Origin of the sequence: Ancrocorticia populi (genome assembly GCF_003123745.1) — a bacterium.
Classification (GTDB): domain Bacteria; phylum Actinomycetota; class Actinomycetes; order Actinomycetales; family Actinomycetaceae; genus Ancrocorticia; species Ancrocorticia populi.
Window position 1 is genome coordinate 824,905 of the sequence record NZ_QETB01000001.1, and the last position, 18,813, is coordinate 843,717.

Annotated in this window: 15 protein-coding genes; 7 read left to right on the forward strand and 8 right to left on the reverse strand. The window is 57.2% G+C overall.

Annotation, left to right across the window (positions count from 1 at the left end; all coding sequences use genetic code 11):
• Positions 1 to 413: 413 nt before the first annotated feature.
• The 5 genes from DD236_RS03910 to DD236_RS03930 form a co-directional block, all read right to left on the reverse strand.
• Positions 414 to 1,757 carry a plasmid recombination protein gene (locus DD236_RS03910; RefSeq protein ID WP_109093033.1) on the reverse strand — a complete coding sequence of 448 codons (1,344 nt, stop codon included), beginning with the start codon at positions 1,755 to 1,757 and terminating at the stop codon, positions 414 to 416.
• A gap of 460 nt (positions 1,758 to 2,217) precedes the next feature.
• Positions 2,218 to 3,372, reverse strand: a complete 1,155-nt coding sequence (locus tag DD236_RS03915; RefSeq protein ID WP_052792089.1) for a helicase RepA family protein — start codon at positions 3,370 to 3,372, stop codon at positions 2,218 to 2,220.
• A 7-nt stretch (positions 3,373 to 3,379) separates the two neighbouring features.
• Positions 3,380 to 3,652 carry a plasmid mobilization protein gene (locus tag DD236_RS03920; protein ID WP_243409898.1) on the reverse strand — a complete coding sequence of 91 codons (273 nt, stop codon included), beginning with the start codon at positions 3,650 to 3,652 and terminating at the stop codon, positions 3,380 to 3,382.
• A 50-nt stretch (positions 3,653 to 3,702) separates the two neighbouring features.
• Positions 3,703 to 4,779, reverse strand: coding sequence for a site-specific integrase (locus DD236_RS03925; RefSeq protein WP_052792091.1), 1,077 nt, complete (start codon positions 4,777 to 4,779; stop codon positions 3,703 to 3,705).
• A gap of 3 nt (positions 4,780 to 4,782) precedes the next feature.
• Positions 4,783 to 4,983, reverse strand: coding sequence for a MerR family transcriptional regulator (locus DD236_RS03930; protein WP_052792092.1), 201 nt, complete (start codon positions 4,981 to 4,983; stop codon positions 4,783 to 4,785).
• Between the two features lie 191 nt (positions 4,984 to 5,174).
• On the opposite strand from DD236_RS03930, the gene DD236_RS03935 reads away from it, so the two are divergent.
• On the forward strand, positions 5,175 to 5,708 hold the full coding sequence (locus tag DD236_RS03935; RefSeq protein ID WP_004221664.1) for a helix-turn-helix domain-containing protein: 534 nt from the start codon (positions 5,175 to 5,177) through the stop codon (positions 5,706 to 5,708).
• A gap of 195 nt (positions 5,709 to 5,903) precedes the next feature.
• On the opposite strand, the gene guaA is transcribed toward DD236_RS03935, so the two are convergent.
• On the reverse strand, positions 5,904 to 7,469 hold the full coding sequence (gene guaA, locus DD236_RS03940) for a glutamine-hydrolyzing GMP synthase (RefSeq protein ID WP_109093288.1): 1,566 nt from the start codon (positions 7,467 to 7,469) through the stop codon (positions 5,904 to 5,906).
• Between the two features lie 44 nt (positions 7,470 to 7,513).
• On the opposite strand from guaA, the gene DD236_RS03945 reads away from it, so the two are divergent.
• From DD236_RS03945 to DD236_RS03960, 4 genes are all read left to right on the forward strand, one after another.
• Complete coding sequence (locus DD236_RS03945) at positions 7,514 to 8,410, forward strand: pseudouridine synthase (RefSeq protein WP_109093034.1); 897 nt, start codon at positions 7,514 to 7,516, stop codon at positions 8,408 to 8,410.
• 112 nt (positions 8,411 to 8,522) lie between these two features.
• Positions 8,523 to 10,154, forward strand: a complete 1,632-nt coding sequence (gene pta, locus DD236_RS03950; RefSeq protein ID WP_243409900.1) for a phosphate acetyltransferase — start codon at positions 8,523 to 8,525, stop codon at positions 10,152 to 10,154.
• A gap of 14 nt (positions 10,155 to 10,168) precedes the next feature.
• Positions 10,169 to 11,344: an acetate/propionate family kinase gene (locus DD236_RS03955; protein ID WP_109093035.1), complete on the forward strand. Its 1,176-nt coding sequence runs from the start codon at positions 10,169 to 10,171 to the stop codon at positions 11,342 to 11,344.
• A gap of 167 nt (positions 11,345 to 11,511) precedes the next feature.
• A complete protein-coding gene (locus DD236_RS03960; RefSeq protein ID WP_109093036.1) occupies positions 11,512 to 13,281 on the forward strand; it encodes an ABC-ATPase domain-containing protein in 1,770 nt (589 codons plus the stop codon).
• Here DD236_RS03960 and DD236_RS03965 read toward each other — a convergent pair.
• The gene (locus DD236_RS03965) at positions 13,278 to 14,261 is read right to left on the reverse strand and encodes an ADP-ribosylglycohydrolase family protein (protein WP_109093037.1); all 984 of its coding nucleotides are present in this window, start codon (positions 14,259 to 14,261) and stop codon (positions 13,278 to 13,280) included. The genes DD236_RS03960 and DD236_RS03965 overlap by 4 nt on opposite strands.
• 478 nt (positions 14,262 to 14,739) lie before the next feature.
• Here DD236_RS03965 and DD236_RS03975 point away from each other — a divergent pair, with 478 nt between their 5' ends.
• Complete coding sequence (locus tag DD236_RS03975; RefSeq protein ID WP_109093039.1) at positions 14,740 to 15,867, forward strand: radical SAM protein; 1,128 nt, start codon at positions 14,740 to 14,742, stop codon at positions 15,865 to 15,867.
• Between the two features lie 79 nt (positions 15,868 to 15,946).
• A complete protein-coding gene (locus DD236_RS03980; protein ID WP_165819816.1) occupies positions 15,947 to 17,590 on the forward strand; it encodes an ATP-binding cassette domain-containing protein in 1,644 nt (547 codons plus the stop codon).
• Between the two features lie 26 nt (positions 17,591 to 17,616).
• Here the strand turns inward: DD236_RS03980 and DD236_RS03985 are convergent, their stop codons facing one another.
• Positions 17,617 to 18,777 (reverse strand): ROK family protein, encoded by a 1,161-nt coding sequence (locus DD236_RS03985; RefSeq protein WP_109093041.1) that lies wholly within the window; start codon positions 18,775 to 18,777, stop codon positions 17,617 to 17,619.
• Positions 18,778 to 18,813: the final 36 nt, after the last annotated feature.

Consider the following 18,813-nt stretch of genomic DNA (forward strand, 5'->3'; position numbering starts at 1 on the left):
ATGACGGCTTACATGAGCCGCTGTCCGTCACGATATTTACTAAAAAGGCAAAAGTATTCTTAAATTGGGTACAAAAACCAAGCCCCTGCAAGGGGCAATTATTTTTGTGCCCATTATCAAATTTTATTTAAGAATACCTTGCCGCATGTTGAATAGACTCCTCAAATCAGGATGACAGCAGTATAGCATAGTACACTCTAAAATGCAAGAAGTTTTTACCCGCTGTCCCAAATAAATCAGGAGGGCATTCACCGGGACACCCTTCGATTTGGGGCCTCATGCGCAAATAATTTCTGTGTCCACGATTTCCGCCGCACACGCCCGGATATTGTTAGTTCCTCTGCAACTCATACCACAGGCCGTTGCTCTCGTCGAAGATGTACTTTTCCATAATGTTACCTCCATTTTTTTGATTATCGTGCGCCTACTCTCATTTTGGGCCTTGCGGCCCGTTTCCGTTCCTTTTCAGCCTGTTCCTGCTGGTAAACAGCCTCCAATATCTTGTCCGCCTGTTCTGGGCCAATGGCCCGTCTGACCCGCTCATAGTCCCTGACCTGTCCTTTTAAGCCGTCCCTCTCGGCGCAGACCTCGTAAATCCTGGTGGAAAGAGAGCCGTTCTTGCTGACCTCCCGATCATAGGCGCTTTGCAACCGCTCAAACCTGCTTTTGAGGTCGAAATAGGCCCGATAGACGGAGCGCAGCACTTTGACGATTTTCTCCCAAAGGGGCTTGGCCTTCTTCTCTCGGTAAGACTTGGCCGATTCCAGCGGCCCCGCCTCCGGCAGCGTCCGCTCTGAATCGTCGGAGAAGTCCGCCGCCAGCTTTTCCATGCCCTTGAGCAAGGGAGCTACATCGTCCAGCTTTGCCCTGGCCTGGGCCGCTTTCTTCTCGGCTGCTGCCGCCTCCTTATTCTTTTGGTCGGCCTCAACCTGGGCCAGCGCCGATGCCTCTTGAAGCTGTGCAAGCCGTTCCTGCTCACGCTCCGTCTTGAACTGCATAACAGTCAGATGTTCCTCGGAACTGCCACGCTCCCCGCGCTCTACATTGTCATAGCCAGCGGAGCGCATATGCTGAAAGAAATCATCCTGCAAGACGCTGTACGACTTTCTCAGCACAGGCTTGCCCTTTGCTGTTCGTAATGGCTCCCCGGTGGCCTCGTCTACTGCGGGCTGGGATGCCCACTTTTTGCTCATGCTGACCTGCATAACGGTTTCTTTGACCTTGCCCACCAGGGATTTGTCCTTGCACCGCTTTGTCCATCGTATCTCCTTCTCCACCACCGGGATATAGACCACATGGAGGTGGTAGTGGTACACGTCCTCTCCCAGCGCCTCGGACATAGCCCGGTTGCGTTCGTCGGCGTGCATGACCGCCGACAAAATATACTGCTCTCCACCTACGATTTTGATTGCGGATTTGTATGCGTCGGTGTAAAATTGTTTTGCGAAGTCATAGCCGCCGTGATTGTAGAAGTAGGCGGAGTTCACATCAAAGACCAACTCACCGTATCGAAATGCGTCCGCCTTAATGCCACGGGTGGAGATCACACCATCGGCCTCCATTTGGGAGAACATCTCCTGATACCCTGCGGATGGGACCTTGAAATGGACATTGAGCGACGTCCGCTCTGGTACAATGTCCTGGTTGACATAGGAATCCTTCTCGCGTTCGTTGTGCTGCTGGGTGTTGCCGATTTTAGCAGCGGTCAGCCTCATATTTCTTGCGTTGGTGCGGTCAATGCCGTCGCCTCTCGCCATAGGCAAAAATCCTCCCATTTCAGATGTTTGGTTGTTGAAAATGGACGGGGGTTCGGGGAAGGCACTTCCTGCGGGAAGTGTAATAACCCACTATGACACTTTCGCCCCGTTGGTGCGAAAGTGCCGTGGGCTCTCCGAGGGGGTGCGGGGGCTTTGCCCCCGGCAACTGCGGTTGCCTCCCCCAGCAGGGCCGCCCTTTGAAAAGGGCGCCCTGCACCCCGCCTAAACTTTTCCACTCGCCGTTGGGCAGGTGGAAAGGCACAGCCTTTCCACCACCCGGCAAGTGTCCTCCGTGGGCCAAATATCAAGGGGTTCGGGTTGTATTGCCTTGCGGCAATCTCCACCCACAGGTATGCCCCCTTGACATTTGACCCCGCTCCCCGTGACAGCCGTGACGACCGTGACGATGTTTTGGACACCGCCCCCGCTCTCAAAAAAGCCGTCACAGCCGTCACGGTCGTCACGCTTGGGGAGGATCCAGGGTCAGGCTGATACTTCTCCCGGCGTGGGTGCGGGTGTTCTCATAGCGGATATGATAGTCCGTTGCCAGTTTCCCGGCCCGGACGTTCAGCCGCATCGCCAGGGCATTGGGCTTCATATCCACTTGCAGGGCTGCCGCCAACTCCGTGGCCGTACCGCCCCAGGACGGCCTCTCCGCCGTGATAAAGGCGGCTACGGCCTCCAGCACCGGGTCGGGGGGTTCTACCCACAACTCCGTTTCCATCCGCTCCAGTGTCCATGTCAGGTGTTCCTTGTCCTTAATGAGATAGAGCCGCTGGTCTTGCTGGTCACGTCCTACCACATCCAAGGTGGCGGTGCCGTCCGTCCGCTTCTCCTTCTGAAGAAGAAAGGCCCCGTCTGCTGCCCCCGACAGGCCGTTGGTGCCGGAGATCATATCAAACTTGTCGTCGGCCTGCTGCTTCCGAGTGTGATGTACCAGTAGGAGGCAGACGCCGCAAGCGTCAGCAAGGCGTTTCAGCTTTCCTACCACCTCATAATCGTTGGCGTAGCTGTACTTATCCCCGCCAGCCTCCCGAATCTTCTGAAGGGTGTCAATGATAATCAGTTTGGTGTCTGGGTGTTCCTGCACGAATCGCTTTAGCTGTTCCTCCAGCCCGTTGCCGACCTGCTTTGCGCAGATGGAAAAGAGGAGGTCGTTGGTGCCGTCCATGCCGAACATCCGGTAAAGCCGCTCCTGCAAGCGACGGTGATCGTCCTCCAGCGCCAGATAGAGGACAGTCCCCTTGTGAACGGGATAGTCCCACAGGGGGAGGCCCATGCTGACGTGGTAGGCAAGCTGGGCCATCAGAAACGACTTGCCTACCTTGGGCGCTCCCGCAAAGAGGTACGTCCCCGGATAGAGCAGACCGTCAATGACGGGCGGTCTGCTCTGATAGACGTTCTCGTACAACTCGTTCATGGAAATCGTGGGGAGATACGCCGGGTCGTTCATGCGCTGCATTTTCCGCAGCAGTTCCGCATAATTTTTTTCAGGGGGATTGTTTTCTGTCGTTTCCTCTGTTATACTTGCGGTAGGTGTTTGTGAAATGGGCTGTTCCCCGTCTGCGCCAACAGACGGAACCGGGACAGTCCTTTTCGTTTCTCTGGAATCCATCAATCTATCAATCCTCCTTCATGCCGCCCATGATAGCGGCGATCATCTGAATGGTGTCCAGCAGTTCATCGTCCACGCCAGCCCCGTCCTCGGCCCGCCGCAGTTCGTCCAGAACGGCGGCAAGCTGGTCACGCAGGGCTTTGTAGACCTTGGGATTACCCTGTACCACTACGTCCCGGCACAGGAGGCGTCTTGTGATGTAGTCCTGCTTTGTCAGGCCGGAGAGCCGCACAGCGGCCTCGATCTGTTCATCTTCCTCCGGGGACACCCGGAAGGCCACGGTCTTGTTCCTCCAGCGATTTTTGTTGTCTCGGTTTTTCAGTGACATGGTTACGTTCCCATCCTTTCAAAGTCCAGTTTGTCCGCCATCTCCGTCTGCCTTGTAGGAAACAGATGGGCGTAGCGGTAGGTGATATCGATACTCTCATGCCCCACCCGGTCAGCGATTGCCAGGGCGGTGAAGCCCATATCAATCAGCAGGGAAATGTGTGAATGTCGGAGGTCGTGAATTCTGATCCGCTTCACTCCCGCCGCTTTCGCACCTCTGTCCATTTCATGGTGGAGATAGTGCTTGCTGACAGGGAAAATCCGTTCATTTGCCCCGGTGCTGTAAAACATCTTTAAGTAGTCCTCCATCTCTCCACAGAGGAATTTGGGCATCTTAATGACACGGTTGCTCTTTTTCGTCTTAGGAGTGGTAATCACGTCCTTGCCCTTGAGCCGCTGATAGGATTTGCTGATGGACACTGTACCCGCCTCAAAGTCGAAGTCTGTTGGGGTGAGGGCCAGCAGTTCCCCCTCCCGGATACCGCACCAGTAGAGCATTTCAAAGGCATAGTAGGAGAGGGGCTTGTCCATCATGGCGTCGGCAAATTTCAGATACTCTTCCTTCGTCCAGAACAGCATTTCACGCCGTTCCTCCACCCCCATGTTCCCGGCCTTGGCCGCAGGATTGACCTGGAGGCCGTAGTAGCGGACAGCATGGTTAAAGAGGGCACTTAACTGATTGTGGACGGTTTTGAGATAGGTAGGGGAATAGGGTTTTCCCTTGGCGTCCGTTAACCCTCGGATCGCGTTCTGCCAGTCCATCACGTCCTTGGCGGTGATTTCCGACAATTTCCGTTTTCCAAAATACGGCAGGATTTTCTTCTGGATGATGCTTTCTTTTGTCAGCCAGGTGTTCAGTTTCAGCTTGGGCTTCATATCCTTCTCATAGAGCTGGGCGAAGCTCTCAAAGGTCATGTTCACATCGGCCTGCTTTTGCATCAGAAACTCCCGTTCCCACGCCTGGGCCTCTTTCTTGGTGGCAAAGCCACGCTTTAACTTCTGCTGGCGCTCTCCTTTCCAGTCCGTATAGCGGAATTGGACGTACCAAGTGCCGTTGGCCTTGTTCTTAAACGCCGCCATAGGTTAATCACTCCTTTCGCTCTGGCTTCTTGTGCCATAAAATTTTTCGTGGAAGAATTTGCGGTCGATGCGGCCTGAAATGGTAATACAGCCCGTCTTTTTCAACTCCGCATTCATAGAACGAATCAGCTTATAGGCATAGGGGACAGAAACCCCTAATTCCTCCGCTACCTCGTCCACCCGCATGAACATGGTGCTTGCCATTGTGCGCTCACCTCCTTTCATGGCCCCAGAACTAAGCCTTTATGCTTAACCTATTATAACTAAGCAAATTTGCTTTGTCAAGTGGCTTGCGGAATAATTTTTAACTTTTTTGTTTAAGATACTCTTGACTGTTACTAAGCGAATATGTTATACTACTTTCGACAGAAACCACCAGATAGGAGTTGGCATTTATGGCAATAGGAGAGCGCATCCATTTTTTCCGCACCCTCCGGGGTATGACACAGAAGTATCTTGGTATGGCGGTGGGCTTTCCAGAGCGTTCCGCCGATGTTCGTCTGGCACAGTACGAAACAGGCACCCGGACGCCGAAGGCCGACTTGACCGCTGCCCTGGCGCATACATTAGATGTATCGCCCCAGGCGTTGAGCGTCCCGGACATAGACAACTACATAGGTTTGGCCCATACGCTGTTCGCCTTGGAGGATGTTTACAGTCTGAAAGTGGTAGAGGCGGATGGACGTGCCTGCCTGCAAGCAGATATTTTTCAGGGAGGCCGTCAAGCCAGTGAGCTGAACAAAATCTTGATTGCGTGGCGGGAACAGGCGGCGAAGTTGGAGGCCGGGGAGATCACCAAGGAGGACTATGACCGCTGGCGCTACAACTACCCGAAGTACGACACCACCCAGCGGTGGGCCAAAGTCCCCTCGAAGGAATTAAGCGATGCTCTGATAAAAGGATTGAAGAAACAGAGAAAAGACAAATAACAAAAAAGGTCTTGCCGACTGGTGAAAGTCAGCAAGACCTTTTTCTTAGGATATGGAGGATTTACCCGCAAGCCACCCGTTATACGGGAGTGAACAAAGTAAATCCGGTTTTGGTATCTGCTATCAATTTGCTATCAAATGCCCCGTTTCCGCTTTAAGACCCCAGTGTTTTCAAGGCTTTGCGGGTTTTGTCAGTTATTCCCACTCGATGGTGGCCGGTGGCTTACTCGTGACGTCCAGTACAACGCGATTGACCTCGGGCACCGAATTGGTGATGCGCGTGGAGATCCGGGCCAGTACGTCGTATGGCATGCGCGTCCAATCGGCCGTCATGGCATCCTCGGAAGAGACGGGCCGCAGCACGATCGGGTGGCCGTAGGTGCGCCCATCGCCCTGGACGCCAACGGAGTGAACATCGGCCAGCAGCACAACGGGGCACTGCCAGATTTCTAGGTCTAGTCCCGCTGCCGTTAGCTCCTCGCGCACGATAAGGTCCGCGGCCTGGAGAATGTCCAAGCGCTCGCGCGTGACTTCGCCGATGATGCGGATCCCCAAGCCGGGCCCGGGGAAGGGCTGGCGTGCCACGATCTTCTCGGGAACGCCCAGCTCACGCCCGATGGCGCGAACCTCGTCCTTAAACAGAGAGCGCAGCGGCTCGATAAGGGAAAACTCCATGTCTTCTGGAAGCCCGCCCACATTGTGATGGCTCTTGATGTTTGCAGCACCCTCGCCGCCGCCCGACTCCACCACGTCTGGGTAAAGCGTTCCCTGTACAAGGAACTTGACGTCCCCGCCTTCGCTTCCGAGCTTGGCAACGAGCGCCTTCTGTGCCGCCTCGAAACTGCGAATAAACTCGCGGCCGATGATCTTCCTCTTGGCCTCGGGTTCGCTCACCCCGGCCAGCGCCTCCAAGAAGCGCCCGGACTCATCGTGGGTTTCCATCCGGATGCCCATCCCTGCGGCGTAATCCTTTTCCACCTGCTCGCGCTCGCCAGCCCGAAGCAGCCCGTGATCGATGAAGAAGCAGGTGAGCTGATCCCCGATCGCCTTGTGTACTAACGCGGCAGCAACGGAGGAATCCACACCGCCGGACAGCGCGCAGATCACCTGAGCGTCGCCAACCCGCTCGCGGATCTTGGCCACTTCGGCATCGATAATCGATTCGCTGGTCCAGTTCGGCTCGATTCCAGCGGCGTCGTACAGGAAGTTCTCAAGTGCCTTCTGCCCGAAATCGGAGTGCTTGACCTCGGGATGCCACTGCAGCCCGTATAGTTTGCGTTCGCGGTTTTCGAATGCGGCCACGGGCGTGCCATTGGTAGAGGCAGTCACCGCGAATCCTTCGGGTGCGGCCTGCACGGCATCACCGTGGCTCATCCACACCACCTGATCGGCGGGTGTTCCCGCGAATAGGCACGATTCCCCGGTCAGTTCAGCGTTGGTATGTCCGTACTCGCGGGTGCCGGTATGTCCCACCTTGCCGCCGAGCGCCGCCGCCATGGTCTGGAACCCATAGCAGATTCCTAGGACGGGAACGCCGGCATCAAACACGGCCGAATCGAAGGAGGGCGCTGCCTCGGCATACACGGAGGCCGGCCCGCCGGACAAGATGATGGCGGCTGGCTGCTTGGCCAGCATCGTCTCCGCGCTCATCGTATGAGGAACGATCTCCGAATAAACGCGGGCCTCACGCACTCGCCGCGCGATCAGCTGCGCGTACTGGGCACCGAAATCAACAACAAGGACAACACCATTTGAGCTCACCCCACGAGGATAGCCGATGCCGCGGGCCCGCGTAGAATATCTCCATGCACGCACCGATCCGCGACGGCATCAACGCCCGCCCGATTCGCATCCATGCTGCGGGCAAAGCACTGGATCAGGTACAAGCGACGTTGCCCAAGCTCAGGCCCGAACTTCCCGCCGCGTTTTTTCGGGGAGATATTATCGCCGACGACGGATCCCCACTTACACCCGATTCTTCCGTCCGCGTGGGGCAAGTCGTTTGGGCCTTTGGAGGCGTCATGGACGAACCAGCCGAGCCGATCACGCTGCCCATCGTGGAAGAAAACGAACGGTGGTTGGTGGTGGATAAGCCGCACGATATGGCAACAATGCCGCGCGGGAGCCACGTCGCCAGCACGCTCACGGTGGCCCTACGCAGGCAGCTCGAGAACAACGAGCTGGTGGCTGCCCACCGCTTAGATGCCGCGACGGCTGGCGTGGTGCTTGTGACTAAGGCCAGGCAGTGGAGAGGGCCCTATCAGACGCTGTTCGAGCGTGGCCTCGTGACGAAGGAATACCTTGTGGTTGCCGACGTGTCCGCGCTGGGGTCACAGGCTCGCGAGCATCTAAGGGAGAGAATGACGGTTTCCCTACGCCTCGTCAAGCCCAAAGGTAGCCTCACTACGCACACAGTCCAGGGTGAACCGAATTCGGTGACGGAGATTTTATGCGAGCGTTTAGGCGCAGAGCTCGGAGCATTCCGAGTCTGGCCAACCACGGGAAAGACGCATCAGATCCGGGCCGTGTTCGCTCACCTTGGGATGCCTCTGGTGGGGGATGAGCTCTATCGTCGTCGTCCTAAAAAAACTCCCCTCCAACTACTTGCTCATTCTCTCGAATTTGTGGACCCGATAACTGGGGAAAATGTGATGGCCCGGACGCAGCGGACGCTCGCGCTGTGGGAGCTTGCTCACGAGTGAGTGTGATTCGCCAAAGTGCGGACCTAAGCCCCACAGATTATGAGAACATTTAGGAGGCGAGAAAGACCCGCTAGCAGATTGGTTCGGGATTCCGGACCGGAAGGATTGCACTGTGGCATACAGCGTCTATTTTACGGCTGCACAGGCGAACTCTGGCACGCAGCCAGTCGCAAAAGCTTATCTTGAATTCCTGAAGACCCAATACGAGCGCGTCGCGGTTTTCCGCGGCTGGGCCAATGGTCCGATCGAACAGGACGAACAATTCTTGGAGCTCCTCGATATTGTGGGGCGGCGCGACGAGGCCGATCTGGCGTGGGGCACCACCCGCGAGTCCTACGTAACGGACGAGGATTCTGCGATGACCGAGCTGGTCAAGCGCTACACCGATTACGCTGATGGATTCGATGCGGTCCTTATCTTGGGCGTCATGGACGGGGATCCCATCAATCCCGGTCAGGTGGCTCGCAACGGCCGCGCGATCGCGAACCTTGCCACCTCGGTGATTCTGGTTGTGCCGGGAACGGGAAAGACTCCCGCACAGGTCATGACCGTTGGGTCTCTTTCGGCCGACGTGATCTCCGAAGAGCACGCCGAGCTGTCCGCCATCATCATCGGAAATGCCGAAGAGGGCGCGGAGGCCGCGGCCAAGGGCCTCGAGGTTCACGCGCCGGTTCTCATTCATTACGCAGGTACCGAGCCGGTTGTCAGGGACCGCGACGCGGAGGTTCTCAAGGCCGCGATGGAGCACGGCTCCGATGTGATCACGCCGCTGAATTTCCAAGCATCCTTGGTTTCCCGGGCGCGTTCCGATATCAAGCGAATCGTCATGCCCGAATCCGAGGACCCGCGGATTCTCAAGGCAACGGAAGAACTGCTGGCTCGTGGAGTTGCGCAGATTACCCTGCTGGGTGAGGAGGCCGAGGTTCGGGCGCACGCCGAGGAGCTGGGTGTGGACATCGCGGGTGCCGAAATCGTCTCGCTGAACGATCCTGAGAAGTGCACGCGCTACGCAGAAGAGTTTGCGCGGCTGCGCGCCAAGAAGGGCGTCACGGTAGAGCAGGCTCGTGAAAAGATCAAGGACGTCTCCTACTTTGGCACCATGATGGTGCACATGGGGGATGCGGACGGCATGGTCTCCGGTGCCACCCACACGACGGCCCACACCATCGTTCCTTCCTTCCAGATCATTAAGACGAAGCCGGGTGCGGCCCTCGTTTCCTCCTGCTTCCTCATGCTCATGGAGGACCGCGTATATGTGTACGGCGATTGTGCCGTGACAACCAACCCGTCTACCGAGGAGCTGGCGGGGATTGCACTGTCCTCGGCGGAGACAGCCGTTCAGTTTGGCGTGGAGCCGCGTGTTGCCATGCTGTCCTACTCCACCGGAACTTCCGGCAAGGGCCCTGATGTGGATTCGGTTGTGGAAGCCACGGCGATGGCTCGCGAGAAGGCACCTGAGCTGCTCCTTGAGGGACCAATCCAGTATGACGCGGCAGTGGATGAGGCCGTGGCCAAGGTCAAGCTGCCAAATTCGCCTGTGGCCGGGAAGGCGACGGTATTCGTGTTCCCCAACCTGAACGCCGGCAACATCGGCTACAAGGCGGTGCAACGCTCTGCGGGTGCCGTGGCCGTTGGTCCCGTGCTCCAGGGCCTCAACAAGCCGGTCAATGACCTTTCCCGCGGGGCACTTGTCCAAGACATCGTGAACACCGTAGCCATCACAGCAATTCAGGCACAGGCCTAGAAAAAGGAAATATCTTGTCAGTACTTGTTATCAACTCTGGTTCCTCGTCCATCAAGTATCAGCTCGTGGATCCGGAATCCGGCGCGGCAATTGCGTCCGGTCTGGTTGAGCGAATCGGCGAATCGTCCGGCCACATTGAGCACACCTACGGTGAGGTCACCAAGGAACTGAACGATCCGGTTCCGGATCACGGCGTTGGCCTAGAGCGCGTGCTTGACCTCTTCGAGGAGGTTGGCCCTAGCCTGACGGACGGCAGCATTGCTGCCGTTGGTCACCGTGTAGTTCAGGGCGGAAAGTACTTCGATGGCCCGGCGCTGATCGACGATTCGGTAGAAGATCGCATCGATAAGCTCAGTCCGCTTGGCCCGCTGCACAACCCGGCCCACCTTGCCGGCATCCGCGTGGCACGAAAGCTCCTGCCTAGCGTTCCTCACGTCGCGGTGTTTGATACCGCCTTCTTCCAGCAGTTGCCGGATGAGGCGGCCACCTACGCGCTGGATCGCGAGGTTGCCGAGAAGTATGAGATCCGCCGCTACGGCGCCCACGGCACCTCCCACCACTACGTGTCCGGACAGGCATCGAAGCTCCTGGGCCGCGATGATCTCAAGCAGATCGTGCTGCACCTCGGAAACGGTGCTTCGGCGTCCGCCGTTGTGAACGGCAGAGCCGTCGAGACCTCGATGGGCCTCACACCGCTTGAGGGCCTCGTCATGGGCGGGCGCACTGGCGATATTGATCCGGCCGTTGTGTTCCATCTGGCCCGCAATTCGGACCTGAGCATCGATGAGATTGATAACCTGTTCAACCGCCAGTCTGGCCTGAAGGGCCTTACCGGCCAGAACGATATGCGCGAGGTGTGGAACCTAGCGGACGCGGGCGATGCCAACGCGCGCGAGGCCCTAGACGTTTACGAGCACCGTCTCGTCAAGTACATCGGCGCATACGCCGCCACCATGGGTGGCCTAGACGCCATCACCTTCACGGCGGGTGCCGGCGAAAATGATAGCCGCCTCCGCGCTGAGGTGGCGGAACGCCTAGCATACTTTGGCGTAGAGATTAACGATGAGAAGAACTCCGTGCGCTCCAAGGAAGCACGCGATATTTCCACGCCGAACTCCGCTGTACGCATCCTCGTGATCCCAACCAACGAGGAGCTGGCTATTGCGCGCCAGTCTATGACTCTCGTGTAGCGAATCCTTGCGGAAAGGGGACCGGGCGGGAACGCTTGGTCCCCTTTTTTGTGCGTGCCGGTCGTGCTCCTGCTACCACTCGCCTCGTCACCAAACCCCACGCCAGATTCGTCACCGTTCAGCGTGAGAGTGCGGAGGTTTGTGGCTCTCACGTTTAGGCTGGAGATATGAGTTTTGATAAGTCGCGGTCTAATCGTTCGAACAGTAAGGATCCCGCCTACGCCAACAAGGCCTCGCGCAGGCGCGAGGGAACCGATGCGGAGCTTATCGAATCTCTGCATCGGCTCGACGGTCGAAACTACGGCTCCTACAAGTCCGTGATTGGCGATTGGGAGTACGGCCCGTTCAGCATCGCGATCGATCGCGTGCAGGCCGATCCCTACGCCCCGCCCTCGAACTGCCGCGCCACGAGCACGCCGGAGTCCATGGGGATTCCGCCCGAGCTTCTTGCCACCGTTGACGGCCGCGTGGCCGTGGCCGATTTCCTCAACCGCGCCTTTGATTCCAACATGGCTCGGTTCAGCCATCCCGGAACTGTGGCAATCACGCGCCCCGGTCAAGAAATCCTCGTGCGCTCCGCCGCCACCGTGACGGACGAGCAGATCGAAATCCGCTTCCAGGTCCAGCTCCCCGCCCGCGGGCGCACCATCATGGGGCATACGGCCGCGGCAATCTTTGACCGAGACGTCCCGGATATCATCATGGAATCTCTGGACTTTACGCCTCCTGAGGCCGCGGAACACCTGGAACGGCTGCGTGCCCACGTGGCCACTTACGAGGATTATCAAGCCCTACAATCCGCCCTCCAAGAGCGCAGCCTCGTGGGGTTCGTGGCCGATGGCGCGGTTCTGCCCCGCCGTTCCGGCATCTCCGAGCTTCCGATGGGGGAGGCCGTTGCCTTCGAAACCCCGGAATCCCTGCGCGAAACGATCGATCTCCCTAACGCCGGCGCAGTCTCCGGAATGGCTCTCCGCCCCGGCATTACGGTGATTGTGGGTGGCGGCTACCACGGTAAGTCCACACTGCTCTCCGCGATCCAGCGGGGCGTGTACGCCCACATCCCGGGAGATGGTCGCGAGCTAGTGGCCACTGCACGCACGGCGATGAAGGTACGAGCCGCGGATGGCCGTTCGGTCACCGGCGTTGACGTGTCACCGTTTATCGCCCACCTACCGCAGGGCGCGGATACCACAAGCTTTTCCACTGAGAACGCCTCGGGATCCACCTCGCAGGCCGCCTCGATCATGGAGGCGGCCGAACTGGGCTCCGAGCTTCTCCTTCTGGACGAAGACACCTCGGCCACCAACCTCCTCATCCGTGACTCTCGCATGCGCGAGCTGGTCCACGCGGAGAAGGAGCCCATCACCCCGCTGGTGGATCGCATCGGCGCGCTGGCGAAGGATCGAGGAATCTCCACGATCATGGTGATGGGCGGTTCGGGAGATTATCTGGACGTTGCCGATCACGTGCTCATGCTCGATACCTACCGTTGCTTCGATGTGACGGAGCAAGCCGCGGCTGTTGTTGGCGCCCAGCCACGCGAGCGTATGGACGAACCGGCCTTCCCAGAGACGTCCCCGCGCGTTATCAAGCCAATCCAACGCAAGGGTGACCGCCCCAAGACCAAGGTGTATGGCACGGAAACGATTCAGCTGGATAAGCAGCGGATCGACGTATCGGACCTCGAGCAGATTGTTGAAGTTGGCCAGAACGAGGCGATCGCGTGGGCACTTCGCGGGATGCTGGAACGTTTTGCGAACGACGACGACGCCTCCCTCGCAACGCTAGCTTCCAAGATCGGAAGCCGGTTAGAGAGTGAGGGACTTGACGAGCTGACGAAGTATGGCGCACGGCAGTGGCCGGCCCACGTTAGTATGCCGCGCCCAATCGATGTGGGCGCGGCACTCAACCGTTATCGGGGCTTGAATCTGGTCTAGTTCCCGCCGCGGATGATCGTTAGGGCAAGATCGGCGTACTGATCGCCCGTTAGTCCCGGCCAGCCGTGCACTGCCTCGCTCCAGATGGTGGGCACGGAGCTTGCTCCCCATGCCGCACCCAGAAGACTGCCCGCAATGGCGGCGATCGTGTCTGTGTCCGCACCAAGACGGACCGCGTTTTCGATGCCCAGCTGGACGGCCTCAACTCCGGTGAGGCTTGCGACTGAATGTACCGCATTCCACGAGCACTGGAGAGCGCCCACGGTGAATCCGTTCTGGTGGGTGTTGAGACTGCCGGCCTCGGCATCATCGATGGCCTTAGTCCAGTAGTCGCGAGATTCGGGTCGCAGAAGATCAATGCCAGGGCGGATGGCGATCTCTCCTGTCACTACGGCATTGCGTATGGCTTCGGTCCAGAGGATGCAGGATTCATCCACGAGCTGATCGTCATGCGTGAGGCCTGCGACTGCCACGGCGGCCTGCGCGGTGGCAGTTGGTGAATCGAGGTAAGCCAGCCCCACGGGCGCAGTTCGCATGAGAGCGCCGTTACCGGCGGCACGGTCCGTCTGGGCGGAATAGGCCTTTGCTGACTTCTTGAGCTTGGCGGACGCCGTTCCCGCGTAGTCATCGAATCCGCCCAGAACCGCGCGGGTTTGGGTGCCAACATCGGTGGCTCCCTCGCGTAGCCACGTCATGAAGTTTTCTGCGATGACGTCTAGAGTGGAATCCTTGAGGAGCGATGCGCCGCCCGAAATCCCTTGAGCAATACAAGCGGCCATCTGGGTATCGTCAGACCATTCGCCGGGATCATAGGGCCCGAGGCCCCCGCCGATCATCTCGGGATGAGTTGGCGCCTTCGCGAACTCATAGGGGACACCCAGTGCGTCTCCGCAGGCCGAGGCAAGCAGCACCCCGCGGGCACGATCCTCAACGTCCGGAGTGATTACGATCGGTTGGCGTTCACTTGGCTGGGTAGACATACGGGATCCTCTCTCGATATCCCACTAGTCTAGCGTGAGCGCGGTCACCCGAGCTATTCTCCGAGCACTTGCTGTTCGAGCCAGAAGACGATCGCGCCGGTAGCCGCACCTTGTGCCCAGCGGTCACGCGCTACCGCTTGTCCATATTGGCTTTGCAGGATTGGGCGTAGATCTCCCGATTTCGCGCATCGGAAACGAGCACACAAGCGTCGCATACCACTAAAGGGACTATGGTCCCCATACTGGTTGTGAAACAGGTTATAAGACTGTATTGCGACACGAAGGGAGGTGTTGTCATGTTGTTGATTCTGCTTCGTAAGCTGGGCTTTGGATCAGTCACCCCAATGGGGGGGATACGTGTCCCGCAAGATATATTCAACGTTAGGTCTTTCAGCGAGTTGTTTAGTGTCTGAGCTAAGTGCGGGCTTCTCCAGAAATGATGCGCGCACTTAGCTCAGAATGATTGGAGCTAGCGACAATGATGTCGATCGCGGCATACCGGGGAAAACGAAAAGCGTATGTTTCTGCTGAGTCGGGGACTTATTACCTTCCAAGATTGATGGTTTCAAGGAAGAATCAGGTCAGTCATTTGGGGTTGGCAACTGTTCACCTCATTTCACGCCTCGAGAAGCAGCGGAGGCAACGATCCTTGCCTGTAGCATTCATGCCGGGTTTTGCCTGCAATCTCGCTTGCGAGTACTGCTATCAGAGGACTGATCCAACACACCGATCAGCCAAGCCAGTACTCTCAAAAGGCGGACCATCCTATGAGGATATTGCCAAATTCGTCAGCAGCGTAGCCGCCGCACACCGTGTTTCTAACGTTAATCTTTCTTTGCTAGGCGGAGAGCCGCTGATGTATCGCAGGCAGATAAGGGAGTTCGTAGGTGCACTCCGAGACCAAACAGATATCTCCGATATTTCGCTCGTCACCAATGGGACATTGTTGAAGGAAGAGAATCTAACAGAGTTGATGGCACTTGGACTATCGTTCGCTCAAGTTACTTTTGATGGCTCAAGAGCTTTTCATGATCATTTTCGGTCTTTTAAGTCGGGTACCGGAACATACGACGCCATCATGAAGAATTTGGTCAATCTCGCGGCTTCTCATGTGAAGTTAGAGATTCGGATCAATCTGTCAGCGGCTAATATCCTCGATTGTGGAGAGCTAATTGATGACTTGGCACAGTGCGTGTCTCCGGAGCAAGTAGGTGTATGTTTGACACTCATTGACGACACTAAGTTTTATTCTGAACCCGCTCAGAAGGGCGATGTGTTCTTCTCTCAGTACCGGAACCTAGTATCTTACACCTCTGGGAAAGGATTTCTAGTGTCGTTGCCAGGTCATAGTGGATTATGTAGAACTTGTGGCAACGCAGATGTGCCTGGCGGGCTAGTTGTTACTGCAGACGGCAAACTGTACAGCTGCTGGGATAGTGCGGGACAACTTGGATTTGAGGTAGGCGACGTTCAGAATAGTTTCGCCTCAGATCGCCACAACCACTGGGTTCGTTGTGGCTATGGGAGCCCTGACGGCGCCGCGCTGCACCAGCGTTTGGCTCTTGAAGCGATCAAGGCAATCGAGGGTGAGAATGAGACTCTTTGAGAACTACCCAATCTGGCTCTGGGCACTTCGGGTTGGGTTTCATGCGAGCCCATGGAGTGCTTGTCTTTCGACTCTGCTGATGATGACGCTAGCATTAATCCCTGCAATCAATGTCTTGTTAGTACGTGGGCTTGCCGAGAGACTGACCTCGGGCGATGGCAACATTCTGCCACTGATTCTGCTCGCAGGGCTCGTGTTCGGTGCTGGTGGGGCACTGGAACAAATAACGTATGCACTGTCACGCTTACATGCGATACGACTAGAGAACTTCGTTTGTGTGTGTTTTGATACTCGGTTAGCTCGTACCGATGCGCGTGACTATTCATCCTCTGGCTTCATGCGACGGGTTAGGAATGCCCGGCAGAGCACAGTCGAGGGCCAAGTATCCTCCCAGTTTCAGGCTTCTATTAACATTATCTGTGCCGTCATTACTGCGGCATCGCTAGCTTTCGCCCTGTGGGATCTCAGTGAAAAGGCTGCGCTGGTAAGCCTTCTTGCTCCAGTACCAACAGTCATTGCATACGCGTGGTACGGCAGAAAGGAATCTCATTACTGGCCCCTGGCCAGCGAAGAAATGCGGCGGGCAACGTATCTGACGGATCAGATCGCCTATCAGCGAACCGGTAGTGAACTCGCCAGTTTGGATGCTTCAGTCGAGGTTGCGAGGCTTTCACGATCTCATCGCCGCAAGCATCTAGGTATCAGGCAGCGCCTAGAGGGAATGGCCGTATGGGCAGATGTTCTCTCGGGACTTGCGACCATATTATTGTTTTGCGGCGCGCTCATATTTCTGTATCAAGATTCCGTCCATGAAACGGGCGCAGTATTCGCCGGGATTATCGGCTTAATGAGCGGAATCGGAGCTATGGCCGGCATTGGGTATCAAATTGGAGAGCTTGTAACGTCGATCCCGGCCAACAGCCATTTCAGACAGTTCATCAATTCGGGTTATCGTGATAAGGAGCGGCTTCGACTGAAGAATGTTGAGACGCTTCGAGTGGTGGACCTCTCCGTCCACTACGATGCACTATGCGCAGTCAATAACATATCGATGACAGCGTATCGTGGGGGCGTCTGTGCTCTTGTGGGCGAGAATGGATCGGGAAAGACTTCTCTGATTAAGGCGATCATGAATGTACAAGATAACGCTGATGGAAGCATTTATCTTGATCAGACTCGAATAAGACTGGGGCGAGACAACAACGTCTCCTATCCGTTTGCGGTTGTGCAGCAAGATTATGGACGGTACGAGATTTCGGTCCGTGAGCTTCTTGTTCTGGGACAAGACCACGAGCGCATCACCGACGATTCTCTGTGGAGTGCGTTGACGCAGGCGGAAGCAGCGGGCTTTGTGGAAAATCTTCCCAAAGGCTTAGAAACCTTGCTGGGAGTCCAGTGGGGAGGCGTGGATGTTTCCGGTGGGCAGTGGCAGCGGTTGGCTCTTGCGAGGGCGTTTCTCAGTGACGCTCCTGTTTGGTTCCTTGATGAGCCCACTAGCGCGATTGATGCCCCAACAGAACAAAGGATTTTCGACAGGCTTGCTGAAGAGAGCAAGAATCATCTCATCATCTTGAGCAGCCACAGAGTCTCCACGCTACGATCTGCGCAGCAGATCTTCCTCCTTCGAGAAGGCAACATCGTTGAATCGGGAACATACTCTGAACTTCTTGCGGGCGGAACAGAGTTCCGCCGTATGTTTGAATCCCAGCTGTCGGGAAATTAGTCCGTCTCGGTGATCAGGCGGGGCGTCTAGACATTTTCCACAACCTTTTCGAGCCAAGAAACGATCGCGCCGGTAGCCGCACCTTGCGCCCAGCGATCAAAGCTGCCGTCGCGCTTGTGCACCGTTAACCCGGGCAGGTTCGGGCTCTTAAATTGGGTAATACTGCCAGAGAATGTTTGCGCCCACGGTGTGTCAAGGAGCGCGGTGGCCTCGCCATCAAGGATCACATCAGTGACCATCGCCGCCCCGCATACTGTCTGAACGTATGTGGAGAGGTTCGTGCCGAATTCGGCGATCGCGAACTGGCATGAGGGATCACCGGCCTGGGCAAGTTCGATCAGTTCGTCTAGCGAGTTCGGTCCCGGTTCAAGGTTGGCGATCGAACGGGCCCCGGCCGCACGGGCGAGGACCGCGGGTGTGGTCAAAACGCCGTTGGCACACCCGACGTGGCCATATTGGCATACGCCTTTCGCCCCAAAAAGCGGAATGTGGCTGGTGGAGCTATATCCCTCAAATCGTGAATCAACGGCCCTGCGGTTGTGCACAATCCCATGCCCGATTCCCGCGCCCACCGTTGCAATGATGAAGTTGGATTCCTGCCGCCCAAGCCCAAACCACTGCTCCAGCATCGTGAGCGCAACAATATCGTTGAACACGTGCACCTGCGCACTGACATCCTCAAGCATCGCAGCGATATCCACGTTGCGCCACTCCAGGAATCGGCTTTCCACCACGCGGTTGTGGGCGATATGCCCCCCGGCGGATATTCCGATGTGCTCGATGAGCGGGCTAGGGGCCGCCTCTGTGAGCCGCGAGATGAGTTCACCTATCTGCGCAACTCCATCGCGCGGATCGCGAGACCGGAGGGGCTCCGATAGCGCCACTAGCGGATTCGCCTGTGTATCCGTCACCACGCCGTAGGCTGTGGTTGTTGTCAAATTGATCCCGATGAAGTGATGGGCGTCAGATGGAACCTCGAGGAGCTGTGTGGGCCGCCCAATCCCCGATTGGGGTGTACCGATCTGGGAATCGGTCACCATGCCCGAATCTACGAGGGGGCGGACTAGGCGGGTGAGAGTGGCTCCCGATAGGGAAAGCTCTCTGGCCGCGTCTGCGCGGGAGATAGGCCCCGCGGTCAGCACGTGTGCCGCTGTGGCCAGTGCGGAATCGTCAAATAGACGGAACATATTCCCTCGCTCTTCCAAGCTCAAAATGCGCCGCCT